Annotated in this window: 23 protein-coding genes; 12 read left to right on the top strand and 11 right to left on the bottom strand. The window is 69.9% G+C overall.

Going from position 1 to position 24,344, the window contains the following annotated elements; all coding sequences use genetic code 11:
• The first annotated feature begins 63 nt into the window (after positions 1 to 63).
• From ILP86_RS17780 to ILP86_RS17765, 4 genes are all read left to right on the top strand, one after another.
• Complete coding sequence (locus ILP86_RS17780; RefSeq protein ID WP_058632470.1) at positions 64 to 501, top strand: Lrp/AsnC family transcriptional regulator; 438 nt, start codon at positions 64 to 66, stop codon at positions 499 to 501.
• Between the two features lie 162 nt (positions 502 to 663).
• The gene (locus ILP86_RS17775; RefSeq protein WP_193762562.1) at positions 664 to 2,244 is read left to right on the top strand and encodes an HNH endonuclease signature motif containing protein; all 1,581 of its coding nucleotides are present in this window, start codon (positions 664 to 666) and stop codon (positions 2,242 to 2,244) included.
• Positions 2,245 to 2,303: 59 nt separating this feature from the next.
• Positions 2,304 to 3,743, top strand: coding sequence for an aldehyde dehydrogenase family protein (locus tag ILP86_RS17770; RefSeq protein ID WP_141370205.1), 1,440 nt, complete (start codon positions 2,304 to 2,306; stop codon positions 3,741 to 3,743).
• Between the two features lie 2 nt (positions 3,744 to 3,745).
• Positions 3,746 to 5,236: a GMC family oxidoreductase gene (locus tag ILP86_RS17765; RefSeq protein ID WP_082738570.1), complete on the top strand. Its 1,491-nt coding sequence runs from the start codon at positions 3,746 to 3,748 to the stop codon at positions 5,234 to 5,236.
• A 20-nt stretch (positions 5,237 to 5,256) separates the two neighbouring features.
• Here the strand turns inward: ILP86_RS17765 and ILP86_RS17760 are convergent, their stop codons facing one another.
• The gene (locus tag ILP86_RS17760; RefSeq protein WP_046748880.1) at positions 5,257 to 5,868 is read right to left on the bottom strand and encodes a TetR/AcrR family transcriptional regulator; all 612 of its coding nucleotides are present in this window, start codon (positions 5,866 to 5,868) and stop codon (positions 5,257 to 5,259) included.
• A 165-nt stretch (positions 5,869 to 6,033) separates the two neighbouring features.
• Between ILP86_RS17760 and ILP86_RS17755 the strand changes: the two genes are divergently transcribed.
• From ILP86_RS17755 to ILP86_RS17735, 5 genes are read left to right on the top strand one after another with little or no spacing between them, the layout of a single operon-like run.
• Complete coding sequence (locus ILP86_RS17755; protein ID WP_193762561.1) at positions 6,034 to 7,035, top strand: ABC transporter substrate-binding protein; 1,002 nt, start codon at positions 6,034 to 6,036, stop codon at positions 7,033 to 7,035.
• A gap of 5 nt (positions 7,036 to 7,040) precedes the next feature.
• Positions 7,041 to 7,820 (top strand): ABC transporter permease, encoded by a 780-nt coding sequence (locus ILP86_RS17750; RefSeq protein ID WP_193762560.1) that lies wholly within the window; start codon positions 7,041 to 7,043, stop codon positions 7,818 to 7,820.
• Positions 7,820 to 8,656 carry an ABC transporter permease gene (locus ILP86_RS17745; protein ID WP_193762559.1) on the top strand — a complete coding sequence of 279 codons (837 nt, stop codon included), beginning with the start codon at positions 7,820 to 7,822 and terminating at the stop codon, positions 8,654 to 8,656. Before ILP86_RS17750 ends, ILP86_RS17745 begins: the two co-directional genes overlap by 1 nt.
• Complete coding sequence (locus ILP86_RS17740) at positions 8,653 to 9,444, top strand: ABC transporter ATP-binding protein (protein ID WP_141370197.1); 792 nt, start codon at positions 8,653 to 8,655, stop codon at positions 9,442 to 9,444. Before ILP86_RS17745 ends, ILP86_RS17740 begins: the two co-directional genes overlap by 4 nt.
• Entirely contained in the window at positions 9,445 to 11,760 is a 2,316-nt protein-coding gene (locus tag ILP86_RS17735; protein WP_193762558.1) for an arylsulfatase, read from the top strand.
• Between the two features lie 88 nt (positions 11,761 to 11,848).
• On the opposite strand, the gene ILP86_RS17730 is transcribed toward ILP86_RS17735, so the two are convergent.
• Genes ILP86_RS17730 through ILP86_RS17710 form a run of 5 tightly spaced genes read right to left on the bottom strand, consistent with a single transcriptional unit; the run spans position 11,849 to position 16,599 of the window.
• Entirely contained in the window at positions 11,849 to 12,220 is a 372-nt protein-coding gene (locus ILP86_RS17730; RefSeq protein WP_227751372.1) for a DUF202 domain-containing protein, read from the bottom strand.
• 13 nt (positions 12,221 to 12,233) lie between these two features.
• A complete protein-coding gene (locus ILP86_RS17725; protein WP_058632465.1) occupies positions 12,234 to 12,590 on the bottom strand; it encodes a YidH family protein in 357 nt (118 codons plus the stop codon).
• 37 nt (positions 12,591 to 12,627) lie between these two features.
• Positions 12,628 to 14,271 carry an amidohydrolase gene (locus ILP86_RS17720; RefSeq protein WP_141370193.1) on the bottom strand — a complete coding sequence of 548 codons (1,644 nt, stop codon included), beginning with the start codon at positions 14,269 to 14,271 and terminating at the stop codon, positions 12,628 to 12,630.
• Position 14,272: 1 nt separating this feature from the next.
• On the bottom strand, positions 14,273 to 15,112 hold the full coding sequence (locus ILP86_RS17715) for a molybdenum cofactor biosynthesis F family protein (protein WP_193762557.1): 840 nt from the start codon (positions 15,110 to 15,112) through the stop codon (positions 14,273 to 14,275).
• Between the two features lie 32 nt (positions 15,113 to 15,144).
• Positions 15,145 to 16,599 (bottom strand): APC family permease, encoded by a 1,455-nt coding sequence (locus tag ILP86_RS17710; protein ID WP_046748886.1) that lies wholly within the window; start codon positions 16,597 to 16,599, stop codon positions 15,145 to 15,147.
• A gap of 117 nt (positions 16,600 to 16,716) precedes the next feature.
• Here ILP86_RS17710 and ILP86_RS17705 point away from each other — a divergent pair, with 117 nt between their 5' ends.
• A complete protein-coding gene (locus ILP86_RS17705) occupies positions 16,717 to 17,610 on the top strand; it encodes an SDR family NAD(P)-dependent oxidoreductase (protein WP_227751371.1) in 894 nt (297 codons plus the stop codon).
• A 65-nt stretch (positions 17,611 to 17,675) separates the two neighbouring features.
• Positions 17,676 to 18,491, top strand: coding sequence for an SDR family NAD(P)-dependent oxidoreductase (locus ILP86_RS17700; protein ID WP_193762556.1), 816 nt, complete (start codon positions 17,676 to 17,678; stop codon positions 18,489 to 18,491).
• Between the two features lie 15 nt (positions 18,492 to 18,506).
• Here ILP86_RS17700 and ILP86_RS17695 read toward each other — a convergent pair whose 3' ends face one another.
• Positions 18,507 to 19,064: a TetR/AcrR family transcriptional regulator gene (locus ILP86_RS17695; protein ID WP_127011930.1), complete on the bottom strand. Its 558-nt coding sequence runs from the start codon at positions 19,062 to 19,064 to the stop codon at positions 18,507 to 18,509.
• 118 nt (positions 19,065 to 19,182) lie between these two features.
• Here ILP86_RS17695 and ILP86_RS17690 point away from each other — a divergent pair, with 118 nt between their 5' ends.
• A complete protein-coding gene (locus ILP86_RS17690; protein ID WP_058632459.1) occupies positions 19,183 to 20,217 on the top strand; it encodes an aldo/keto reductase in 1,035 nt (344 codons plus the stop codon).
• Positions 20,218 to 20,243: 26 nt separating this feature from the next.
• Here ILP86_RS17690 and ILP86_RS17685 read toward each other — a convergent pair whose 3' ends face one another.
• From ILP86_RS17685 to ILP86_RS17670, 4 genes are all read right to left on the bottom strand, one after another.
• Positions 20,244 to 20,894: an HAD-IA family hydrolase gene (locus tag ILP86_RS17685; RefSeq protein WP_193762555.1), complete on the bottom strand. Its 651-nt coding sequence runs from the start codon at positions 20,892 to 20,894 to the stop codon at positions 20,244 to 20,246.
• Positions 20,895 to 20,956: 62 nt separating this feature from the next.
• A complete protein-coding gene (locus ILP86_RS17680; RefSeq protein WP_061017206.1) occupies positions 20,957 to 21,649 on the bottom strand; it encodes an ABC transporter ATP-binding protein in 693 nt (230 codons plus the stop codon).
• Entirely contained in the window at positions 21,646 to 23,418 is a 1,773-nt protein-coding gene (locus ILP86_RS17675) for an ATP-binding cassette domain-containing protein (protein ID WP_058632457.1), read from the bottom strand. The genes ILP86_RS17680 and ILP86_RS17675 overlap by 4 nt, the downstream gene beginning before the upstream one ends.
• Positions 23,405 to 24,265, bottom strand: a complete 861-nt coding sequence (locus tag ILP86_RS17670) for a branched-chain amino acid ABC transporter permease (RefSeq protein WP_046748893.1) — start codon at positions 24,263 to 24,265, stop codon at positions 23,405 to 23,407. The genes ILP86_RS17675 and ILP86_RS17670 overlap by 14 nt, the downstream gene beginning before the upstream one ends.
• Positions 24,266 to 24,344 lie beyond the last annotated feature (79 nt).

Raw genomic sequence — 24,344 nt, 5'->3', positions numbered from 1 at the left:
TGCGCTCGCCGTGTCAGAATGGCCTCCGAAGTGTCAGTATTTCCCGGAGGAGAGAGGGGTGCCATGGCGGCGCTCGACGACACGGATCGCGCGATCCTCGCTGAGCTGCGGCGGGATGCTCGCGCGTCGATGACCGCGATCGCCGAGTCGGTGCACATCTCCCGCGCCGGAGCGCACGCGCGGATCAAGCGACTCACCGACGCCGGGGTGATCACGGGGTACACGGTGCGCACCGACCCCGTACTGCTCGGACACCACGCGAGCGCCTATGTGACGCTCGCGATCGAGCAGGCCACGTGGCAGGAGGTGAGCGCGCGGCTCAGGGTGATCCCCGAGATCGAGCACATGGCTCTGGTCGGGGGCGACTTCGACGTGCTGCTGCTCGTGCGGGCCAACGACGCCCGCGACCTCCGTCGCATCGTGCTGGAGGACATCCAGGCGATCCCGTCGATCCGCTCCACACGGACGATCCTGATCTTCGAGGACTCCGACCTGGTGTGAGGGTTCTCCTGTCGGATACGACGGGGGAGGTGGGTTCGTGTTGTGGAGTGTTGATTGGGCTCTCTACGGGTGCAGGAGGAGTAAGTCAGGCGTACTGGAATATTGCTCTGAACGGGGGTTATCCGGCCTGGGAATGTCGGTGGCCCTCTGTTGAATCGACGTATGGAAGGCACTCCGGCAGCGGTTCTCGACGACACGGTCGTCGCTCTCGACGCCGTTCTGCGATCGGGCGCGGTGGGCGCTCTCGACCCACAGGAGATGATGAACCTGCTGCGGGTCGCGGGCGAGATCCAGCGACGCGCGGAGGCCGTGGTCGTCGAGGCCGTGGCGAGCGTCGATCAGCGTCCTGCCGGGTCGGGAGAGCCGGCGTTCTGCGGACTGTTCGGCTGCCGCTCGATGAACGAGCTGCTGCAGCGTGTGCTCCGCACCGACGCGGCGGGTGCCGCGCGCCTTGTGAAGGGCGCGCGGTTGGTGCGACGCGATGTCGACCTCTCCTCCGGAGAGTGGCTGCCGGCGCGGTGGCCGGCGCTGCGCGAGGCCCTCCTCGACGGGGCGATCGGCGTGACCGGGTTGCTGGCTGCGACCGGGCCGATCGAGCAGGCCGGTCCGCGCGTGCGCATCGCGGACCGGTGGGAGGCGGACGCGTACCTGGCGCAGGTGGCTCGTGGCGCGGAGAGCGACGACGGCGCCGAGAACGAGCCCGGTCCGGCACCGACGCCCGAGGATCTGCGGGTGCAAGCTCAGCTGATCGTGCAGTACCTGGACCCGGACGGGGCGGAGCCGGCTGAGGACATCGCGTTGCGAGCGCGGGGTGTGGTGCTGGGGCGCGCCAAGGACGGCGTCATCCCGGTCCGCGGCGCGCTGCTGCCGGAGGTCGCGGGGCAGCTGCAGCGGATCTGGGACGCGTATCTGAACCCGAGGGTCGACGGTCCGCCGCTTCCCGGCGTCCACTTCGTGCCGTCCGCGGAGCTCGAGGATTCCGACGCCGGGAGTCCGCATGCCCCGGTTTCCCCGGATGACGATGTGCTTCCGTCCGGGGACCCTGGCGGGATGATCGACGCGCGCACGCGGGCACAGAAGCAGCACGATGCACTCGCGGCGGCCCTGGGCATCGCGGCCCGACTCGACGAGATGCCGCGGCTGGGCGGTGCTGCTCCGACACTCGTGGTCACGGTCGCCGCCGAGGACTACGCGATGGGGCGCGGCTGGGCGCAGGTCGACGGGGTCGACACGCCTGTCTCGACCCGCGTCGCCGCGCACACGGCGTGCGGCGGTTCGATCCAGCGGGTCGTCTACGGGGCCGGCGGAAGGATCGTCGGGCTCGGGTCGAGCGACCGGATCTTCACCCCGGCGCAGCGCCGCGCGATCTGCGTGCGGGACCGCGAATGCCTCATTCCCGGGTGCCACGTCCCGGCCGCCTGGTGCGAGATCCACCACGTCACGGAGTACGCCCGTGGGGGTCCCACCCACACCGACAACGGGGTGGCGCTCTGCTGGCACCATCACCGCACGTTGGACACCTCAGGTTGGCAGATCCGCATGCGTGGGGGAGCGCCGCAGGTGCGAGGGCCGGCCTGGTGGGACCCGGTGCGGCGATGGCGCACGCCGCGACCGGCGACGGGGACTCGAGCCGATCGCGGGAGGCCTGCTCGCCGCGCACCTGCCAGCGGGCGCATCGTTCGCGCGAGGACATCTTCGGCGCGCTCCGCGACAAGTGCGGCGGGAAGGGGCGTCCGAGAATGAGAGGAAGGCCGGCGGCCACTCCGCCATCGGTCAGCGCCACGCTCGAAGGAGAGACACCGATGTCCGATTCCGCAGCTTCCGCAGCCGCCGCGCTGCTCGACCGCATCCAGGCGCCGGAAGGCGAGGGCCGTGAGATCCCCGATGCTGCGACCCGCGAGGTCATCGGCCGTGCACCCGTCGCCGCCGTGGACGACCTCGACGACGCGATCGCCCGTGCGAAGGCTGCGCAGCCCGCGTGGGAGGCGCTCGGTCACGAGAAACGGAGCGAACTGCTCCTGGCCGCGGCCGACGCGATCGATGCGAACGCCGAGGGTCTGGCCTACCTCCTGTCGCGCGAGCAGGGGAAGCCGCTCAACGGCCCGAACGCGCGGTTCGAGCTCGGTGCCTGCTCGGCATGGCTGCGCACCAATGCCAGCACCGTGCTCGAGTCGCAGGTGCTCGTCGACGACGAGACGCTGCACGCCGAGCTCGTCTACAAGGCGGCTGGTGTCGTCGGAGCCATCGGGCCGTGGAACTGGCCGCTCATGATCACGATCTGGCAGATCGGGCCGTCGCTGCGGATGGGCAACACGGTCGTCGCGAAGCCCAGCGAGTACACCCCGCTGAGCGTGCTCGCGATGATCGCGGTGATGAACGAGGTGCTGCCGGAGAATGTGCTGCTCGGCGTCTCCGGAGACCGTGAGGTGGGCGCTCGCCTCGCGTCACACCCCGACATCGCCAAGATCATGTTCACCGGCTCGACAGCGACCGGTCGCCGCATCATCGAGAGCTCCGCAGGCAACCTCGCCCGCCTCACGCTGGAGCTGGGCGGCAACGACGCGGGCATTGTGCTTCCCGGCACGGACGCGTCGGCCATCGCCGAAGACCTCTTCTGGGGGGCGTTCATCAACACCGGACAGACCTGCGCAGCCATGAAGCGCCTCTACGTGCACGACTCCGTCTACGACGAGGTCGTGGACGCACTCGCCGCGATCGCCGAGCAGGTGCCGATGGGCAACGGACTCGACGAGGGCAATGTGCTCGGACCGCTGCAGAACCGGCCGCAGTTCGACATCGTCAGCCGCCTGGTCGACGATGCGAAGAGCCGCGGTGCCCGGATCGTCACCGGCGGCGAGCCGGCATCCGACCTCGGCGAGCTGTTCTACCGGCCCACCATCGTCGCCGACATCGACAACGATGCGGCGCTGGTGCAGGAGGAGCAGTTCGGTCCCGCACTCCCCGTCATCCGCTACAGCGACGTCGACGAGGCCTTCACGCTCGCGAACGCCCTCGACGTGGGCCTTGGCGCCTCGGTGTGGGCCAGCGACCCGGAGGAGGCCCGCGCCGTCGCTGCGCGCATGCAGTCCGGCACGGTGTGGATCAACTCGCACGGTGGGCTGCACCCCATGGTGCCGTTCGGCGGTGTGAAGAGCTCGGGCTACGGGCTGGAGTTCGGCGTCGAGGGACTCAAGTCCGTCGCCGTCACCCAGGTCGTCTCCGGACCGGGCCGGAAGGCCTGAGCGTGACCGCGGCGAACAGCGGCGCGGTGCGCTCCGCCATCGTCGTCGGGGCCGGCACCTCGGGCGCCATCGTCGCCCGGCGTCTCGCCGACGCCGGGGTCGCCGTCACGCTCGTCGAGGCCGGCGGCTACGACACGAACCCGGCCATCCACGACCCGTCGCGGGCGGGGGAGCTCTGGCACTCCGCCGAGGACTGGGACTTCTTCACCGTGCCGCAGCCGCACGCGGCCGGTCGACGTCTGCATCTCCCTCGCGGCAAGGTCACCGGCGGCTCGCACGCGCTGAACGCCATGATCTGGGTGCGCGGCGCGGCCTCCGACTACGACGCGTGGGAGGCCGCCGGCGCGACGGGATGGGGCTGGGCCGAGGTCGAGCCGATCTACGACGCGATCGAGAACGACCTGCTGCCCGTGACCGACGATTATGCGCTCTCGCCCATCCAGGCTTCGATCATCGACGCCGCCGTCGAGGAGGGGCTGCCGCGCAACCCGAACTACAACGGGGGCACGCTCGACGGGGTCTCACAGGAGCAGGTCACGATCAAGGACGGCCGTCGGGTCAACACCTGGACGGCCTACGCGCAGCCCGTCGCCGACCGGATGACGATCCTCACCGGCCGCGCCGTCCACTCCGTGATCGTGCGCGACGGGCGCGCGGTCGGCATCCGGCTGGGGGAGGGCGATGAGACCGAGGAAGTGTTCGCGGACGAGATCGTCCTGTCGGCGGGAGCGCTCGGCACGCCCGTCATCCTGCTGCGCTCGGGCATCGGTCCCGCCGACGAGCTGAGTGCGCTCGGCATCCCCGTCGTGCACGACGCCTCCGCTGTGGGCAAGAACCTGCACGACCACCTCCTCTCCCCGGTGATCTTCGCGACCGAGAAGAAGCCCATCGGCCCGCCGCAGTCGGGGGTGTCCGTCACGCAGAGCCACCTGTTCTGGCGCAGCCGCGACGGCCTCACGCAGCCGGACACGCAGCCCATCCACTTCTCCGTGCCGATGTGGGGCGACCTGGAACCGCGGGGCGACGACGGGTTCACGCTCATGGCGGGCCTGGTGACGCCGTACAGCCGCGGCGAGCTGCGCCTCACCGGTCCCGGCCTCGACGACCTGCCGCACATCGACCTGGCGGCACTGGAGGATCAGCGCGATGCCGACGCCCTCGCCGCCTCCGTACGCCAGTGCCGCCGCATCGGCGCACAGCCTGCGCTCGCCGAGGAGTGGGGAGCGGTGGAGGTGTACCCCGGGCCGGACGTGACGGACGACGATGTGGAGGACTGGGTGCGCCGCACGGCCATCACCTACCACCACCAGGTCGGCACCTGCCGCATGGGCAGCGACCAGGAGTCCGTGGTCGATCCGCAGCTCCGGGTACGCGGGATCGACGGGCTGCGTGTGGTCGACGCCTCCGTCATGCCGACCGTGCCCACCGGCAACACCAACGCGCCTGCGGCCATGATCGGCGAACGCGGCGCGCGGTTCATCCTCGCAGGCTGAAGGCAGGACGACGGATGCGATCAGCGGGCGGGCGGGACGGAGGGGCGACGGAGCGTCGACAGCAGCGCGTCGAGGCCGTCGTTCAGCCGCCCGTCGCCCGCCGAGTCCGGCATCAGCACCGAGATCATCTGCCACCCCGCATTGCGCGACGCGATCTCGTTCACCGCGGTCTCGATGTCGATGCCGTCGGCGAGCTCGCCGTCGTCCCTGGCCTCGATCAGACACTGGCGGAACAGGTCCCGCCAGTGCAGGTTGTTCACGCGGTGGATCCTGGTGACCTCGTCGTCCTGCGACGCGTGATCCCAGAACGCGATGACCACCTTGGCGTACAGCGGGCCGTTCGGGCTGTAGGGGAGGATCTCCCTGCACATCCGCTCCAGAGCCTCGAGTCCTCGGACGCCCTCGATGCGGGCGTGGATGCGGTCGTTGGCGAGCGAGTACAGACGGAGGAACGCCGCCGTGAGGACGCTCCTCTTGTCGGGGAAGTACCGGGCGATCGCTCCATGCGCGTAGCCGGCCTCCGTGGCGATCTCGCGCATCGTGAGGTTGTCGAAACCGACGCGGATGATCACCTGTGTCGCCGCATCGGCGATGTGGGTCCTGCGTTCCTCATGGTCGACGATCTTGGGCATCGCGCCCCCCTCTCCGGTCCTGCACTCTCACATCCACGATTCTTCATTTGCTGTTTTTAGTCACCAAACGGTGACTAATGTAACCCGATCGTAATCAACAAAGTACTAAGCGCGACTACGATCTTTAAAATCACCAACCGGTGACTAACTCGAAGAGGAGTTCTCATGAACGTCACAAGACTCGCACGTCGCGCCTCCGGCGCCCTCGTGGTGGCCGGGACGCTCGCGCTCGCAGCCTGCACCTCCGCCCCCGCGTCCTCCTCCGGCGGCGACGGCGAGCTGACGACGCTCAAGGTCGCGACCATCGGCCTCGTCTCCGACGGGGCGCTGATACGGGGACAGGAGCAGGGCTTCTTCGAGGAGGAGGGGCTGAAGCTGGAGACCTCGGTGGTCGCCAACCCGCCGGCCGGACTCGCCGCTGCGCAGGGCGGACAGGTCGACATCGCGTACGCCCCCAGCATCCCGCTGCTGAACGCACTCAGCAGCGGCGTCCCGCTGAAGGTCGTCGCACCGGCGGACGGATTCGTCGCCGGAGCGGCTGACGCCGAAGACCCCGCGACCGTCGACGACACCGGTCTGTTCGCCTCCGCCGCCAGCGGCATCTCCTCGGTCGCGGACCTGAAGGGGGCGACCATCGCCATCCCCGCGCGCAAGGCGCAGCTCGAAGTCGTCATCTCCGATGCCCTCGACCGTGCCGGCGTCGACCCCGGCTCGGTGGAATGGGTCGTCTTGGACTTCACCTCGGCGGTCGCCGCGCTGCAGAGCGGCACGGTCGATGCGGCGGGTCTCGTCAGTCCCTTCACCGCGGAGGCGGATGCGGCGGGTGCGGTGCAGCTCGACTCGCCGTCCGTCGGTTTCTTCGAGGAGGGCGCCGTGGGGCTGTGGACCGCGGGGGAGAGCACGATCGCGGCGAAGGCCGATGCCATCGCCGCCTTCCAGCGCGCCGTCGCCAAGAGCAACGCCTACGCGAACGAGCACCCGGAGGACGCGATCCAGGCCGGGATCGACGCCACAGGCTCGACGCTGACGGTCGACGACGTCAAGCTGCCGTTCTGGCCGGCCGAGGTGGCGCCCGTGGATCTCGAACGCGTGAACGACAAGCTCGTCGCCCTCGGCTTCCTCGCGGCTCCGGTCGACCTCGAAGGCATCGTCCTCGCCGCCGGATGATGCTCATGAACCGCTCTTCTCTCCTCCCGCCGCTCATCGGAGCAGCCGGCGTCGTCTCGGCGCTCGCGCTCTGGGAATGGTCGGCGACCGCCGGGCCGCTCGCCGGGTCACCGCTGCCGGCAGCCACGGCCGCGATCGGCGAGGCGATCCGTCTGCTCGGAACCCCTGCGACGTGGACGGCCCTCGGTGACACGCTCACGATGGCCCTCGTCGGACTCGTCTTGGCGATCGTCGTCGGTGTCTCCCTTGGCGTCGCGATCGGCACGTCCCCGCTCGCGATGCACGCGACGCGGGTGCCGCTGGAGTTCCTGAAACCCATCCCGCCGATCGTGATCCTGCCCGTCGTCGTGCTGGTCATGGGGCCGACGGCGAGCATGGGCATCTTCCTGGTGTTCTTCGGCTGCTTCATCGCGATCGCGGTGCAGGCCTCGGCCGGCGTCTTCGACACCGATCCGGTCGCCAGGGCCACCGGACGCTCGTACGGCATGGGAAGAGCCGAGATCCTCGGCCGGATCGTGCTCCCGAGCGCGCTGCCCTACATCGGCACGGCCGTGCGGGTCGCCGCACCGACATCGCTCGTGGTCGCGGTGGTGGCAGGACTCCTCGGGGGAGGGCCGGGTCTCGGCCAGAGCCTGCTGCTGTCGCAGATCACCGGCAACCAGGCGCAGCTCTTCGCGTACGTGCTGATCCTCGGTGTGCTCGGCCTGTTGATTCAGGGACTCAGCCAGTGGGGCGAGCGCACGCTCCTGCACTGGCATCCGCAATACCGGAAGCAGGTCGTGTGATGACCCTCACCTCGTCGATCCAGACCCGAACCAGGCTCGCTCGACGACGCGGCCAGGACGGACTCCCGCGCGGCGTTCTGCTCGGTGCCGAGATCGCGGTGCCCGTCGCGCTGCTGGCGCTGTGGTGGTTCGCCTCGGCCGGGTCGACCAACGCGTTCTTCCCGCCGCTGCAGACGATCCTGCAACGGCTCTGGCAGCTCGCGCAGACGCCCGCCTTCCTGCTCGACATCGCCTCGTCCGTGGGCAACCTGGTGGTGTCCTTCCTGCTGGCGACCGTGATCGGTGTGCTCGTGGGGCTGCTGCTTGGCCTCGTCCGTCCGCTGAGCTGGTTCGCCGAGCCGACCATCCACTTCTTCCGTGCGATCCCGCCGGTCGCACTGGTGCCGATCTTCGTCTCGCTCATCGGTTTCGGCACCGAGACGCGCATCCTCTCCATCACCCTGGCCGCGGTGTTCCCCATCCTGATCTCGACGATCGACGGCGTCCGCGCCGGCGAGCCCACACTCGAGATGGTGAGCCGCGTGTACCGGCTGAGCGCCGGCGAGCGGCTGTTCTCCGTGATGCTCCCCGCTGCGAGTCCCCGCATCCTCTCCGGGATGCAGGTCAGTCTGATCACGGCGTTCGTCGTCATGATCGCGAGCGAGATGCTCGGCTCCTCGACCGGGCTCGGAGCGGCGACCCTGCTCGCGCAGCAGTCCTTCGCCATCCCGGACATGTGGGCCGGGATCCTCGTCCTCGGCGTCATCGGATACACCACGACCGCCGTGTTCACCCTCTTCCGGCGCCGCGTGCTGCGCTGGTACATCGCCTCCCAGCAACAGGAGAAGAACGCATGACCACCACCACCGTCACCGCGCCGGTGCGCCTGAGCGTGCAGGGCCTCGCGAAGTCGTACGAGACGAAGGCGGGTCCTGTGCCCGTGATCGCCGACCTCACCTTCGACGTGCACGCCGGGGAGGTGTGCTGCATCGTCGGTCCCTCCGGCATCGGCAAGACCACCCTGTTGAAGTGCCTCACCGGGCTGCAGAGCATCACCGCCGGGAGCGCGGCCATCGACGGGACCCCCATCGACGGCCCTCCCGAGGAGATGGCGCTCGTGTTCCAGGAGTACACCCGGTCGCTGATGCCGTGGCTCACGGTCGAGAAGAACGTGCGCCTGCCGTTGAAGCATCTGCGCCTGCCCGCCGCGGAGCGCGAGGAGCGCATCGCCGCCGCCCTCTCCGCCGTCGGACTGTCCGGTGCGGAGTCCAAGTTCCCCTGGCAGCTGTCCGGCGGCATGCAGCAGCGCGTCGCGATCGCGCGGGCGATCGCCTACCGGCCGGAAGTGCTCGTGATGGACGAGCCCTTCGCCTCGGTCGACGCGCAGACGCGCTTCGAGCTGGAGGACCTGTGCCTGCGCATCCGCGAGCAGTTCGGGATGACGATCGTCGTCGTCACCCATGACATCGATGAGGCGGTCTACCTCTCCGACCGTGTGGTGGTGCTCGGCGAACGCCCCGCGAAGGTCACCGAGATCATCGAGATCGACTTCAGCGGTCATCGTGATCAGCTCACGACACGAGCCCTCCCGGTGTTCGCCGAGCTGCGCACCCGCATCTTCGAGCTCATCCGGAAGGCGGGCTGAATGTCCGTGTCGTACGAAGCCCGTGGATACGAACGGTTCCAGGGCCGCGCCGAGGAGTTCACCTCGTCCTCCGAGCCCTGGTGGCCGGAGCCTCGCCGCGCGAGAGTGGGGGCTCCGAACGTGATCGTGATGCTGATCGACGATCTGGGCTTCAGCGACCTCGGGCCCTTCGGCAGCGAGATCGACACCCCGCGCATCGACGCGCTGGCCGCCGACGGCTGGGTCTTCACGAACTACCGCACCGCTCCGATGTGCTCCCCGGCCCGCGCCGCCCTGCTCACGGGCCTGAACCCCCACCGTGCGGGCTTCGGCTTCGTGGCGCACGTCGATCCCGGTTACCCGGGGTTCAGCTGCGAGCTGCCCGCCGACGCCCCGACCCTCGCCGAGTCGCTGCGGGCAGGGGGATACGCGACGTTCATGGTCGGCAAGTGGCACCTGACCCTGGAGTCGAGCCTGCACGACGGAGCCGACCGTCGCACGTGGCCGTTGCAGCGCGGCTTCGACAGGTACTTCGGCAGCATGGACGGCTTCACCTCGCTGCATCACCCGCACCGGCTCGTGCAGGACAACGCAGTGGTCGATCTGCATGAGTACCCCGACGGCTTCTTCCTGACGGACGAGCTCACGGACAGGGCGATCGGCATGATCGACGATCTGCGCGTGAACGACCCCGACAAGCCGTTCTTCCTCTATTACGCGCACACCTCGGTGCACGGCCCCATCCAGGCGAAGGACATCGACATCGCGAAGTACCGCGGTCGGTACGAGGCCGGGTGGAACCGGATGCGCGAGGAGCGATTCGCTCGGCAGCGCGAACGGGGCATCGTGCCGGCGCATGCCGACCTGCCGACGGACGCGATAGCCGACGGTGCGCAGATCCCCGCCTGGGACGACCTCGCCGAAGAGGACCGGCGCCTGTTCGCGAGGCACATGGAGGTGTACGCGGCGGCCGTGGACGAGATCGACCAGAGCGTCGGTCGCCTGCTCGATCGACTCGAACGCAGCGGGGAGCGCGAGAACACCATCGTGGTGATCGCCAGCGATAACGGGGGGACGGCGGAGGGCGGTCCGACCGGCACGCGGAGCTACTTCGCGCAGTTCGGCAGCCACGGCGGCATGCCCGAGGACTGGGTCACCGACGTGCCGCGCGACGTGGACGACATCGGCGGGCCGCGCCTGTTCGGGCAGTACCCCACAGGGTGGGCGCGGGTGTCCAACACCCCGTTCCGCTCGTTCAAGGCCACCACCTACGAGGGGGGAGTGCACGCGCCTCTGCTCGTGTCCTGGCCCGATGCACCGATGCGCGGCGGGCTGCGCGACCAGTTCGTGTTCGTGTCCGACCTCGCGCCCACGCTGCTGGAACTCTGCGGGGTGCCTGCCCTGGCCGAACGCAACGGCGTGCCCGCGCTCGACATGGACGGCGGCAGCATCGTGGATGTGCTCGCGAACCCTCGCGCGGACGGGCGTGAGGTGCAGTACTTCGAGTGCGTGGGGCGGCGAGCGATCGTGGACGGCCGCTGGAAGGCGCTCTCGACCGTGACCCCCACACCGGCCGAAGGACCGGCAGGCGGGAGCTGGGAACTGTACGACCTGGAGCTCGATCCCACGGAGACCGTCGACGTCGCGCATGCCCACCCGGAGGTCGTCGCCGCACTCGCAGATCGTTGGCATGCCGAGGCATGGCGGAACACAGTGTTCCCGCTGGACGACGAGGGTGCGCTGTTCCGGGTGCGACCCGACACCGAGGAGCCGTTGTCGGCACCGGTCGACCTGATCCCGTTCCGCCCGCCGCTGGAGAGATTCCGTGCGGCGAAGCTGACGGTGCTGCGCTCGTTCCGGATCGAGGTGGATCTCGAGGCCGGCCACGACGCCGCAGGGGTGATCGTGGCGCACGGCGACCAGGGCGGCGGCTACCTGCTCGCGCTCGACCGCGGCGCCCCGCTGCTCGTGTACAACGCGTACGGACGCATGCACCGCGCGCGAGGTTCCCTGCTCGGCGCCGGTCCGCATCGCCTCGTGGTGCGCATGGACGAACAGCCCGGTCTGCGCTGGAGCGCGAGCGTCGAGGTCGACGGGCGAGACGACGCCCGGATCGACGACGTGTCCATGCTGATCGGGATGTCGCCCTTCACGGGCATCAGCGTCGGCTACGACTTCGGTGGCCCCGTCGACTGGGAGCTGCACGAAGAGCACCGGTCGTATCCGTTCCGCGGCGGTTCGCTGCAGCGCGTGCGCTACGTGCCGGGTGCCCGTTCCGTGCACGATGCCACTGTGCTGCGCGCGGTGGGACGCGCCGTGCTGACGGTCGCCGACTGAGGTCGGCACCGGGTCCGGCTGGCACCGGGTCCGGCTGGCACTGGGTCCGGTCGGCACCGACGTCTGAGGGGGCGTCGGTGCCGACCAGTCACATCGCGAGCTGTGCGACGACGACGAGGACCACCGCGATCACGCCGAAGCCGGTCCCGAACACGGTGAGCGCGAGCAGGAGCGAACCACCGGGAAGGGGCCCCGCCGCCGTCTCTGTGAGCACGGCGGTCGTGCGGCGCTGTCGTCGTCGTGCGGCGATCCAGAGCACGCATGCGGTGCCGACGCCGATCACGCCTGGTGCGATGCCCCAGGCCCCGAACACGGGCGGCAGGACGAGCGGGAAGACCCGCAGCGACAGCAGCGAGCCGATCGCGATCGCGAGGGCGGTGCGTCGCCAGGCGAGTTCGGTGCGCTCCGGTTGCAGTCCGGGGTCGTACCGTCGTTGCGGTTCGATGGCACGTCGCATCATCCGCGCTGACCGATCAACGCCACAGCACGCCGGCGAGCACCAGCAGCCCGACCGTCACGACCACCGCCGCCAGCAGCACGGCGGACAGCGCGCCGGGCAGCGGCCGTGACTGCCGCATCGCGCGTTCCGCCCGCATCCACTCCCACCACGCGAGAGGCGCGACCACGGTACCGGTCGCCATCAGCAGCAGCGAGGCCGCGAGGCGGAACCCCGGATGCAGATCCAGGCCGAGCACCTCGAGCGCGACGCCCCCGGCGATCAGCGCGAGAGCAGTCCTGGTCCACGCCAGGAACGTGCGCTCGTTGGCGAGCGAGAACCGCGGGTCGGGCTCTTCTCCGACGCCGTACACGGAGGAGGGGAAGCGTCGCATCGCCTCATCGTATCGGCGCGACCGCCGCATCCGCGGGTCAGTCCCCGTGCACACGGCGACCGGCGAACCACGTCGACTCGATCGAGGTGTGCACGATCTCGTCGGCGGGCCCGGCGATCGCATCGCGTGCCAGCACCACGAAGTCGGCCGATTTGCCGGGGGAGAGGGATCCGGTCTCGTTTCCGAGGCCCATTGCGGTCGCCGCGTTGATCGTGAAGACCTCCAGCGCCTCCTGCGCCGTGATCGCCTGTTCGGGCCAGAGACGTCCCGGTGCGCGGCCGAGCGGATCGGCTCTGGTCACCAGGCCCTGCAGCCCCTCCAGCGTGTTCGGGGAATCGCTCACCGGCCAGTCGGATCCGCCGGCCACGAGCGCCCCGGCATCGAGGAGAGAGCGGTTGGGCTGCGAGTGCTCCGCCCGATCACCGAGCACGTCGGCCAGCGCCTGCGGGATCACCCCGGGGTACCAGATGAACGGGGAGATGTCGGCCGAGACGTTCAGCTCCGCCAGCCGAGGGACGTCGGACTCGGCGAGGAACTGCCCGTGCGCGATCTGCACGGGCGTGGTGAAGCCTGCTGCGCGCAGCTGCTCCGCGGCGTCGAGGACCAGTCGGGCGGAGCCGTCCCCCGTGCAGTGCACCTTGGCGCCGAGGCCACGCTCGGCCACGGCGCGCAGCCACCTCGTGAGCTCGTCGAGGGTCATGGTCGTCTCGCCGTGGAAGTGTGCGCCGTGCACCGGGTCGGCGGGGTACGGGTCGAGGAAGGCGGCGGTCCGGGCCGGCGGAACGCCGTCGAGGAAGATCTTGACGAAATCGGGCCGATGGTGCGGGGTGCGGAACTCCTCGCCCCGGTCGAGCAGGGGAGCGCCGATCGGGTCGAACCCGAAGATCTCGTCGTTGATCAGCAGCGATGACACGACCCAGGCGCGCAGGTCGTCCGCGCGGTCGAGGTCGGAGAGCGCGCGGAGGATGTCCACCGAGACCCCTGCATCCTGGAACGCCGTCACGCCGTAGGAGTTGAGGATCTCGACACCTCGTCGGGAGGCCGCGGCGTGCTGCTGCGGTGTGAGCCCGCCCGTGCGGTCGTACGCCTCCTGCACCGGGATCCCCGCGGCTTCGAGCAGGACGCCGGAGGGTGTGCCGTCGTCAGGGTCGAGCAGGGTCACCCCCGACTCGGGGACGTGCTCCGCCGTGATGCCCGCGAGCTCCAGCGCCCGACTGCTCACCCAGCGGTTGTGGCGGGAATCCTCCATGAGCATCACCGGGCGCCCGCCGCTCGCCTCGTCCAGGCGGCGTCGGCTCGCGGTGTTCGCGAGGGAGGGCAGCAGGGTGGTCGCCACCGCGCCGCCGACGATCCAGGCGTCCTGCGGCAGCTCCGCGGCCTTCTCCCGCACGCGGTCGAGCACCTCATCGAGACTCAGCGACGGCGCGAGCGACAACTCGAACAGGTCCGTGCGCCCGGCGAGCGCGTGGTGGTTGTGCACATCGACGAAACCGGGGTACACGGCCGCGTCGCCGACCTCGAGCAGACGGGTCCTGCGACCCCGGAGCGCTTCGATGTCCGAGCGCGCTCCGACCGCGATGATCCTGCCGTCGCGCACGGCGAAGGCCTCGACCACCGGGTTCGCGCGGTCGGCCGTGCGGATCGCGGAACCGGTGACGATGAGGTCGGCGACGTCGGTCATGTCAGACGGCTCCGAAGGTCGCGGGCTCGAGCTCCGGCGCGTGCAGCGTCGTGGAGAGCAGTCGTCCGTGGGCGCCGAACGTGAAGTGCGTCGGCACCTCCCCGCTCTCGTCGAGGCCGAACAGCACGCCGTGGGAGCGGATCGCGTTCACGTCGCGGTGGTCGGCGATCGTCACGGATGCGCAGGGGATGACCTTCTCGCGCCAGGCGAACACGTAGATGCCGGGGCGGATCTGCCACACGCTGTTCTCATCCGTGTCGGCGAGGCCGCGTTCCGGTCCCGCGAGGCACTGCCACGAGTACCAGTGCGACGACAGGTAGACGTGTTCGTACGCGTGCTCTTCGCTGTACACCCACTCGACCCTGCGACCGATGAGGGTCGTCGTGGGAGCGGCCTCTTCGCCGCTCTGCTCGATGCCCTCGATCGCCCCGGGGGCGAAATGGTGCTGCACGCGGGTGCGGCCCTGCTCCGGTGCCGGCAGGATCTCGGAGATCACGGCCAGAGCGCGGCCCTGTCGCAGGTCGAGGATGAGCGAGACGGCCTCGTGCGGCAGGTAGCGGTGGTGGAACTGCACGAAGTAGAGCTGTTCGTCGACCTCGAAGGCCTCGTAGTCGTCGGTGTCCGCCGCAGCCTCGGTGTCGTCCTCCGCTCCCGGCTGGTACTCCCACGAGACGGTCGAGTCGGCGAAGCGATGCACGATGCGGGTGCCGCGACCGTCGACGACGGTGACCTCGGTGCCGCTCAGCGCGGTCGAGTGCGGGGCCTTGTTGGCGTCGAAGCCGGGTGCCAGTCCCTCCAGGGGCAGCCAGGTCGAGGTGTCGGCGGGATTCAGAGTGGTCATGCGATCTCCTTCGATGGATGGTCTGGGGGCGGTCAGCGGTCGCTGAACTGCTCCAGGTCGGTGGCGAGGCCTTCGTAGACGGCCGGTCTGGCGCGCTTCAGGTAGGCCCCGTAGCCGATGCCGCCGATCAGGGCGACCACCAGCAGCAGCGGCATCAGCCGGATGGCGAGCTCCTCCGACCCGGCGACGATGTTGAAGTTCACGACGGCGAGGACGGAGATGGCCGCGATGCCGAGGAAGCCGATGCCGGGGGCGATGAACGTGCTCCACCAGCGCGGGTCCTGGCGGCGGCGGAAGTAGACGACGATCGAGATCGCGGCGAGTCCCTGCAGGATCAGCACGCTCAGGGTGCCGAAGCCGAGCATGGCGGGGACGAGCGTGACGATCGGGTCCGCTCCCGCGATGGCGAAGATCACCGCGACGACCGCGGCGAAGCCGGCCTGCACGATCCCGGCCAGCTGCGGCGCGCCGTTGGCACGCGTGCGGGCGAGGGCCTGCGGGAGGATCCTGGCCCGCCCCAGCGAGTACAGGTAGCGCGTCGCCGAGTTGTGGAAGGCGAGCATGGCGGCGAACAGGCTCACCAGGAGCAGGATCATCATCACGGTCGTGAGCGGGCCGCCCAGGTACTGCTGCGACAGCGAGAAGATGAGGTCGCCCGTTGGCAGGTGCTCGAGCGCGGTGGCCTGGGCCTGCGCCACACCGGTCGCGCTCACGACGGCCCAGGTGGTGACACCGAGGATCACGCCGATCGCGATGATCGAGGTGTAGGTCGCCCGCGGGATGGTGCGCAGCGGCTGCTTGGCCTCCTCGCTGAACAGCGCCGTCGCCTCGAAGCCGAGGAAGCCGGTCGCCGCCAGCAGCAGGCCGATGGGCAGCGACCCGGAGAACACGGCCTCGGGGCTGAACGCCGCCACGTCGTAGCCCGTCTGCACGAGCACGGAGATGTCGAACACCACGAGCATCAGCACCTCGAGCACGAGGCAGACCCCCAGGATCTTCGAGCTGAAGTCGACACCCACCCGGGCCAGCACGAAGCAGACGACGATGGACAGCAGACCCCAGACGAGCCAGTGCACGTCGAGGCCGGTGAGGTCGCGGATGATCGTCTGCATGAAGAAGCCGCTGGTGCCGATCGTTCCGACGACGAAGAAGTTGTAGCCGAGGGTGGCGATCAGACCCGCGATGAGGCCACCGGTGCGACCGAGGCCCTTCACCACGAACGCGTAGAAGCCTCCGGCGTTCACGAGCTGCTTCGACATCTGGGCGTAGCCGATCGCGAACAGCAGCAGGATCGCCGCGACCAGGAAGAACGACATGGGCGTGCCACCGCCGTTGCCCAGCGCGATGGCGAGCGAGGCCACCACCACGATGCCCGTGAGCGGGGCGACGGCGGCGAGGACGAGGAAGACGATCCCGGCGACGCCGAGGGCTCCGGGTCGGAGAGAGGTGTGCGTATGCGTCGTGGACGCGGATGTCGGGTCTGCCACGTCGGCTCCTTTGCTGGGTGACGGCCGTGCGGACACGGCATCGACGACGAGGGGAATCGTCGATAGAGCGAGTCTGCTCGTGCTGTCGACGACGCGCTTGACCCTGAGGGAAAGACGATGGTGCCAGCGTGCACAGCCTCCTCCCGAACCTTCGAACGGCCGGGAACAGGGGAGCAGGATGACCGTGATGACACCGCCGTCCTCTCCCGCACCACCGGTGCAGGGACGGCCTGCGAGGGACAGATGGATCTGCAGCTGCACGACAGGACGGCCCTGATCACGGGTGCCGGGAGCGGCATCGGGCGCGCCACGGCCCGCGCGCTCGCGCAGGAGGGGATGCGGGTGGCGTTGCTCGACCGCGACAGCGCCGCTCTGGAGGGCACCGCTGCGCTCGTGCGGGACGCGGTTCCGGAAGCGGCGGAGGCGGTTCTCGTCCTCGCCGACGTGACGGATGAAGAGCAGGTGCGCGCCGGCGTGCTCAGGGCGGTCGACGGTCTCGGCGGGGTGGATCACGTGGTGTGCTGCGCAGGCATCTCCGGCCCGGTCGGCTCGTCGATCGAGGACACCGACCTCGCTGCGTGGAACACCGTGCTCGCCGTCAACGTGACAGGGCCCTTCCTGGTGCTCAAGCACGCGCTCCCCGCGCTGCGGATCGCGGATCGGGGATCCATCGTCCTCCTCGCAAGCGACTCGGCCCTCGTCGCGTCACCAGGGATGGTCCCCTACTGCGCGTCGAAGGCCGCGGTCGTCCAGTTCGGCCGCGCCCTGTCCGTCGATCTCCTCGGCACCGGGATCCGCGTGAACTCGATCGCCCCGTCGATCGTCGACACACCGATGAGTCGCGGCGATCTGGGTGAGGCCGCTCTGGACGATCCCGGGTTCCCCGTGCAGACCGCGGACGAGGTGGCCGCCCACGTGGCCTACCTGCTGTCGCCTCACGCCGCGGCGGTGAACGGCACCACGCTGATCAGCGACTTCGGCTACACCGCCCGCTCGGGATTCCCCGCCTGACACGGACGCATCGGACCAGACCACCGCGCGCACGCGCATCGAGCGAACACCACACAGGAGAAGACATGGGAATCACGGTCGGATCGAGCGTCTCAGGGCGCGTCGTCGTCATCACCGGAGGCGGCACGGGCATCGGCGCGGCCATCGCCGAGCGCTACGCGGCAGAGGGGGCCCACGTCGTGGTGGTGGGTCGGCGAGCGGAGCCGCTGCACGAGGTGGAGCGGGCGGTGGGTGCGATGCCCGTCATCGCGGATGCCGCGGACACCGCGTCGGCCCAGGCCGCTGTCGCCGAGGTGCTGGCGCGCTTCGGTCGCATCGATGTGCTCGTCGCGAATGCCGGCGGCCACGGGTTCTCCCCGGTCGGCGACACCGACGATGCGAGCTGGGAGGCGGCGATCCGCGCGAACCTCACGACGGCGTTCACGATGGCGCGCGAGGCCCTTCCTGCGCTGATCGAGGCGAAGGGGCAGATCGTGATCGTCTCCTCGCTCGCCGGTCTGTTCGCCGGCCCGTCGGTGGCCGGGTACACGGTGGGCAAGCATGCGCTGATCGGTCTGACCCGCACGTTGGCACGTGACTACGGCCGGCACGGCGTGCGGGTGAACGCGATCTGCCCCGGCTGGGTGCAGACGCCCATGGCCGACGACGAGATGGACGAGTTCGCCTCGCACGCGGGGCTCGGTTCCCGTGAGGAGGCGTATGCGACCGTCACGGCCGACGTGCCGCTGCGTCGCCCGGCGCGCCCCTCCGAGATCGCCTCGGTTGTGCGCTTCCTCGGGTCAGGGGAGTCGTCTTACATCACCGGTGCCGTGATCGTCGCGGACGGCGGTTCGCACGTCGTCGACGTGCCGACCATCGCCTTCGACCACGCCGGGATGTGACCGACCGAGGGTGCGTCAGGGGCGGGTCCCGGCCGTTGCGCGGTAGCGGAGACCGTCCACGAGCAGCCCGACCAGGACCTGACTCTGCTCCTCCGACCCCGCGGAGTGGCAGAGGTTCGCTGCGGCGTACAGGAGTTGCGTCGCGTCGACGTCGCGGCGGATCGTCCCCGCCTCGGCTGCGGCGTCGAGAAGACGTTCGAGCGCTCCGCCGAGTTCGGCGGTGAAGTACGACGGCAGTGCCTCGAAGGCGGGATCTCCGGAGTGCAGCGCGGCAGCGAGCCCGCGCTTCGTGGCGACGAACTGCGTGAAGCGCTGCAGCCACAGGGCGAGCGCGTCATCCGGGGAGTGCGCGGCGGCGAGCTCGTCCGCGGCCGCCGCGGTGGCATCGACGGCATGCCGGAAGACGGCGACCACGAGGTCCGACCGCTGCGGGAAGCGGCGGTACAGGGTGCCCACTCCGACGCCTGCGCGCTCGGCGATCAGCCTCGCGGGCGCGTCGACCCCCTCCGTGGCGAAGACCTCGCGCGCGGCGTCGGTCAGTGCGTCGGCATTGCGGCGGGCGTCGGCGCGCATGGATCCTCCGGGGGTTGCATAAACGGAACACTGTTCCGTATGCTTCCGGAAAGGCGTTCCACTTCGGTCAACGATAGGGCACCGGACAGCAGAGCGCCATCGATGGAAGGAACACGACATGCACTACCGCACCCTCGGCAGGACCGGGATCCAGGTGAGCCCGTTCGCCCTCGGGGCCATGATGCTCGGCACGGACGGCAGCATCGGGAACGGCGACGAGCGGGACTCCATCCGCATCGTGCATCGAGCCATCGATGCGGGCATCAACATCATCGACACGGCCGACCGATACTCGCAGGGCGGCTCCGAAGAGCTCATCGGCAAGGCGCTCGCCGGCCGTCGCGACGACGTGGTCCTGGCCACGAAGTTCAACGGACCGATGGGCACCGACCCGAACAGGCGCGGCAACTCCCGCCGATGGATCATGCGCGCCGTCGAGGACTCGCTCCGTCGGCTGGGGACCGACTACATCGACCTGTACCAGGCGCACCGTCCTGACGACACCGTCGACCTCGAGGAGACGCTCTCCGCGTTGACCGATCTGGTCCGTAGCGGCAAGGTGCGGGCGATCGGAAGCTCGGACTTCCCCGCCTCGATGCAGGTCGAGGCGCAGTGGACCTCCGAGCGTCGGGGCCTCGAGCGCTTCCGCACCGAGCAGCCGACCTACTCGATCCTGAACCGTGGCATCGAACGGGAAGTGCTGCCCGTCGCGCAGCGCTACGGCATGGGCGCCCTCGTCTGGAGTCCTCTCGCCGGCGGCATGCTGACCGGACGGTTCCGGAGGGGACAGCAGACCGATCTCGCTCGCGCGACCATGTTCCGGCACAACCAGGACGAGCGGCGGATCGACGCCGTGGAGCAGATCGTCGCGCTCTCCGAGGAGACCGGCATCCGGATGACCCACCTCGCGATGGCGTTCGCGATCGCGCATCCCGGTGTCACGAGCGCGCTGATCGGCCCGCGGTCGATGGAGCAGCTGGACGACCTGCTTGCGGGAGTGGACATCGCGCTCACGGACGAGGTGCTCGACCGGATCGACGCGATCGTCCCGCCCGGCACCGATGTCGGACGCCTCGATCAGCAGTACAACCCGCCCGCTGTGCTCGAGCCCGCGCTGCGACGGCGACCGGTGGCGCACCGCTCCGCCGCCTAGGCGACCGGGTGTGAGCTCCGGACCGCTCAGCCGATCCGGAGCTCGAAGCCGTCGTCGACGGCGGCGATCGACACCTGCGTGAGGTCGTCCACGTGCGCGGTCGGGGCATGGGCGGCGGCGTGCGGGCCGACTCCGATCACTCGCATGCCCGCGGCGTGGGCGGCCTGGATCCCGGCGCCGGAGTCCTCGAACACGAGGCAGTTCGCGGGGTCGACGCCCAGCGTGCGCGCAGCGAGGAGGAAGCCCTCAGGGTCGGGCTTCGACGCGGACACGTTCTCGGCCGTCACGGCGAGGGCGGGCACGGTCAGCCCGGCCTGACGCATCCGCGCGGTCATCAAGGCGACGTTGGCGGAGGTCACGATCGCGTGGGCGAAGGGCTGCAGGGCATCGAGCAGACCGTCGGCGCCGGGGATCATGATGACGCCTTCCACGTCGGACGCCTCGTTCGCGAGCATGACCTCGTTCTCGCGGAGGTTGATCGCGTGATCGCGCTCGGGCAGCATGATCGCCATGCTTTGGTGACCCTGACGTCCGTGCACCACACTCAGCACCGTCTCGGGGGCGATCCCGTGCGGCTCCGCCCAGGCCAGCCACAGCCGCTCCACCACGGCGGTCGAGTCGACGAGGGTGCCGTCCATGTCGAGGAGGGCGGCGCGGGCGTGGATGGTCTGGGTCATCCTCTCAGGCTAATCCCCACGTCCCGGTGATCGCCGACGGTCGCTCGACCCCCGACACGTGCTCAGCCGCCGAGGTAGGCCCGGTGCAGCAACGCGGGGTCCTCCTGCAGCGCCTGCGCCGTGCCCTGGAACGAGACGCGCCCGCCGGCGACGACCACCGCTTCCTCGGCCAACCCGAGAGCGAGCTGGGTGAACTGCTCGACCAGCAGCACCCCGACCCCGGACTCGGCGATGGACTGCACGATCGGCATCAGCCTCAGGAAGACGACGGGGGCGAGGCCGAGCGACATCTCGTCGATCAGCAGGATGCGGGGTTTCGCGGCGAATGCCCTGGCCAGCACGACCATCTGCTGCTCCCCACCCGACAGCAGGGCGGTGGGGGCGTCGATGCGTTTCTCGAGTTCGGGGAACTGCGCCAGGACGGCGTCGAACTCCGAAGGGGTGCGCGCTGTGAGCGAGAGGTTCTCCCGCACGGTCAGCGACGGGAAGACGGCACGGCCCTGCTCGATGTGCACGATGCCGCGGCGCGCCCTGGTGACGCGGGAGAGCCGGTCGATGGGTTCGCCGTCCAGGGTGATCGTCCCCGCGGAGTGAGGGGTCACACCGGAGACGGATTCGATCAGACTCGTCTTCCCCGCACCGTTGGGGCCGACCAGGGCCAGCACCTCGCCGCCGGCGACCCGCAGCGAGACGTCGGAGATGACGGGTCCGGCTCCGCGACTCACCGTCACGGCGTCCAGCACGAGTTCGCTCATGTCAGCAGCTCCGTCTCTCCCATGTAGGCCTTCACCACGTCGGGGTTCGCGAGCACCTCGGCCTGCGGCCCGCTCGCCAGCACCCGACCGAAGTCGAGCACGGTCAGAGTGGGGCACACGGAGCGCACGAGGTCGAGGTCGTGCTCGATGATGATCAGCGCGACGCCGTAGCGCGCCGGCAGGTCTCGCAGACGTGCCGCGAGCGCCAGGTGCTCCTCGTGCGACAGGCCGGCAGCGGGTTCGTCGAGGATCAGCAGACGGGGTCGGGCTGCGACGTTCGCGGCGACCTCCACGAGCCTCCGGGTGCCGACGTCGACGCTCGACAGGCGCGCGCGGGACGGAGGGCAGCCGAAGAACTCCAGCACCTCGTCGATGTCGGCCTTCGCGAGCCGGCGTCTGGCTACGAACCGCACGTAGGCGCCGACCGTGAGCGCGGGCGGGACCCGATCCTGCTGGAACGTGCGCCGCAGCCCCAATCTCGCGCGACGGGTGGGGGAGAGGCCGGCCAGGTCGCGGTCGCCGAGCAGCACACGTCCTCCGTGCTTCGGCAGGAAGCCGCTGATCGCGTCGACGAAGGTCGACTTCCCTGCGCCGTTGGGCCCGATCAGCCCCATGATCGATGCGGCCGGCACCTGGAACGACACATCGTCCAGTGCCTTGAGTGCGCCGAACTGCACGGTGAGACCCTCCACGGTGAGCACGGGCGCACCACGCAGGTCCGCATCGTCGACCGTGGCCGTTGTCGTCGTCGTGACGGCCGAGGCATCGGCTCCGGCATCGGCAGGCAGGGCGGTGAGCTGCGCGTTCGCGGTTCGCCGGTCCGCGCGGCGGTAGAGCAGGTTGCGGATGCCCTGGCCGAGGTTGGTCCCGCTGGTGAGAGCCTGCACGCCCAGCACGCCGAAGACGACGAAAGCCCAGTCCTGCGGCACACCCCAGCGCTTGAGCAGCTCGGGAACGAGCACCCAGAGCAGCCCGCCGAAGATCGCCATGTCGATCAGGTGGGCGCCGGACATGATCGCCAGCACGTAGAGCGCGAGGGACTGCAGCGGAGTGAAGCTCGACGCGAACGGCAGCTGCACCTGACCGGCCAGCAGCCCACCCGAGATGCCGCCGAGGGCCGCGGAGACGGCGAAGGCGGTCAGCTTGGCCGCCTGCACGCTCTGCCCCGAGGCGGCGGTTCCCCGTTCGGAGAATGCCACGGCCTTCCAGCTCGACCCCCAGCGGCCCCGCTGCAGGAAGAACACTCCGAGAGCGCAGACCGCGAGCACGACGATGGACAGGAAGAAGAACTGGCGGTCGTTCGAGAACATCTCCGGTCGTTCGATGGCCGTGCCGTCCGCCGAGCCGGGGAACTGGATCTGCACCAGCGTGACGTCGGCCGCTGCGGCGAAGCCGAGGGTCACGACCGCCAGGTTCACCCCCCGCAGCCGCAGGGCGGGAAGGCCGACCAGGATGCCGACGAGCCCCGCCGCGACACCGCCGAGGATCAGCCATAGGAGGAATCCTCCCGGCGCCTGCACAACGTTGAGCAGCGACACGATCCAGGCGCCGACGGCTGCGAACGTGAGCTGGCACAGGGCGATCATCCCTGCGGAGCCGGTCACGATGCCGAGGCCGAGGATGGCGATGGCGGCGGTGACCGCGCTGATGGCGAGGAAGACGAAGTACCCGGGCAGGGCCGAGCTGAGGATCGCACCGACCCCGATGCCGACGAGGGCGACGGCGAATGGCCAGGTGACCCGGAACCAGGGGCGGTCAACGAGCGGCATCCCACACCTCCTTGCGCTGCGTCCAGAGCAGCAGGACGACGATGAACAGGAACGGGAGGAAGTTGCGCACCAGCGCGACCTCGTCGATCTGGGCGACGAGTCCGCCGAGCACGCCGAGGATGAGTCCGCCGGCGACGGCGAGGTCGAGACGGCGGAAGCCGCCGAGGAGCGCGGCCGCGGCGGCGGGCACGATGAGCATCGACAGGCTCGTCGCGTCGTTGGACTGCGACGGCGCCACGATGATGATCGCGATCGCGCTGATCACACCCGTGACGAACCACACCGCGATGGAGAGCGGCCGCGAGCGGATGCCGAGCAGTTCGGCCGTCGTGGGGCGCTCGGAGAGGGCGCGCAGCTGCGTTCCGACTCTGGTGCGACGCAGGACGATGCGCACGGCGATGGCCGTCACGATCGCCATCGCGACGGTTGCGACCGTGACCTGGCTGACGACGACGCCGCCGATCGTGAAAGCGGGCCCGGCGATGATCGGCGCGAACGGCTGCGGTTTGTTGCCGAACAGGATGAACGACATCGAGATCAGCAGCAGCAGCGGGCCGACGGTCATCGCCGAGCGGGTCGTGGTCGACGCTTCGGACAGCCACGTCGCAGCGATGAAGCCGATCGCCGCGGCCAGCAGCCCTGCCACGAGCACCCCGAGCACGGAGCCGACCCAGATGGGCAGCCCCAGTTCGCGCACGAACCACACGGCTGTGAAGCCGCCGAACATGCCGGTCGCGGCCTGGGCGAAGTTCACGACCCGCACGAGCCGGGACATGAGCGTCAGGCATACGCCGAGAACCGCGTAGAGACCGCCGGCGGCGAGCCCCGCGATGGCACCTTGCAGCATGGGCGTCCTTTCTGTTCCGAGGGGGGAGGGGGAAGGTGCCTGCCGCCGGTAATGCGCCCGGCGGCAGGCGGTCTGGTGG

The organism is Microbacterium sp. R1 (genome assembly GCF_015159725.1).
Taxonomy (GTDB): Bacteria; Actinomycetota; Actinomycetes; order Actinomycetales; family Microbacteriaceae; genus Microbacterium; species Microbacterium oxydans.
This window is presented reverse-complemented; position numbering and strand designations above follow the sequence as displayed.

Coding starts and splice junctions, on each gene's coding strand:
- ILP86_RS17750 (WP_193762560.1), top strand. CDS start 7,041: ATGAACCGCTCTTCTCTCCTCCCGCCGCTCATCGGAGCAGCCGGCGTC.
- ILP86_RS17675 (WP_058632457.1), bottom strand. CDS start 23,418: ATGCCGCTCGTTGACCGCCCCTGGTTCCGGGTCACCTGGCCATTCGCC.
- ILP86_RS17775 (WP_193762562.1), top strand. CDS start 664: ATGGAAGGCACTCCGGCAGCGGTTCTCGACGACACGGTCGTCGCTCTC.
- ILP86_RS17725 (WP_058632465.1), bottom strand. CDS start 12,590: ATGCGACGCTTCCCCTCCTCCGTGTACGGCGTCGGAGAAGAGCCCGAC.
- ILP86_RS17760 (WP_046748880.1), bottom strand. CDS start 5,868: ATGCCCAAGATCGTCGACCATGAGGAACGCAGGACCCACATCGCCGAT.
- ILP86_RS17670 (WP_046748893.1), bottom strand. CDS start 24,265: ATGCTGCAAGGTGCCATCGCGGGGCTCGCCGCCGGCGGTCTCTACGCG.
- ILP86_RS17720 (WP_141370193.1), bottom strand. CDS start 14,271: ATGACCGACGTCGCCGACCTCATCGTCACCGGTTCCGCGATCCGCACG.
- ILP86_RS17755 (WP_193762561.1), top strand. CDS start 6,034: ATGAACGTCACAAGACTCGCACGTCGCGCCTCCGGCGCCCTCGTGGTG.
- ILP86_RS17735 (WP_193762558.1), top strand. CDS start 9,445: ATGTCCGTGTCGTACGAAGCCCGTGGATACGAACGGTTCCAGGGCCGC.
- ILP86_RS17715 (WP_193762557.1), bottom strand. CDS start 15,112: ATGACCACTCTGAATCCCGCCGACACCTCGACCTGGCTGCCCCTGGAG.
- ILP86_RS17700 (WP_193762556.1), top strand. CDS start 17,676: ATGGGAATCACGGTCGGATCGAGCGTCTCAGGGCGCGTCGTCGTCATC.
- ILP86_RS17780 (WP_058632470.1), top strand. CDS start 64: ATGGCGGCGCTCGACGACACGGATCGCGCGATCCTCGCTGAGCTGCGG.
- ILP86_RS17745 (WP_193762559.1), top strand. CDS start 7,820: ATGACCCTCACCTCGTCGATCCAGACCCGAACCAGGCTCGCTCGACGA.
- ILP86_RS17685 (WP_193762555.1), bottom strand. CDS start 20,894: ATGACCCAGACCATCCACGCCCGCGCCGCCCTCCTCGACATGGACGGC.
- ILP86_RS17740 (WP_141370197.1), top strand. CDS start 8,653: ATGACCACCACCACCGTCACCGCGCCGGTGCGCCTGAGCGTGCAGGGC.
- ILP86_RS17690 (WP_058632459.1), top strand. CDS start 19,183: ATGCACTACCGCACCCTCGGCAGGACCGGGATCCAGGTGAGCCCGTTC.
- ILP86_RS17680 (WP_061017206.1), bottom strand. CDS start 21,649: ATGAGCGAACTCGTGCTGGACGCCGTGACGGTGAGTCGCGGAGCCGGA.
- ILP86_RS17770 (WP_141370205.1), top strand. CDS start 2,304: ATGTCCGATTCCGCAGCTTCCGCAGCCGCCGCGCTGCTCGACCGCATC.
- ILP86_RS17695 (WP_127011930.1), bottom strand. CDS start 19,064: ATGCGCGCCGACGCCCGCCGCAATGCCGACGCACTGACCGACGCCGCG.
- ILP86_RS17705 (WP_227751371.1), top strand. CDS start 16,717: ATGGTGCCAGCGTGCACAGCCTCCTCCCGAACCTTCGAACGGCCGGGA.
- ILP86_RS17730 (WP_227751372.1), bottom strand. CDS start 12,220: ATGATGCGACGTGCCATCGAACCGCAACGACGGTACGACCCCGGACTG.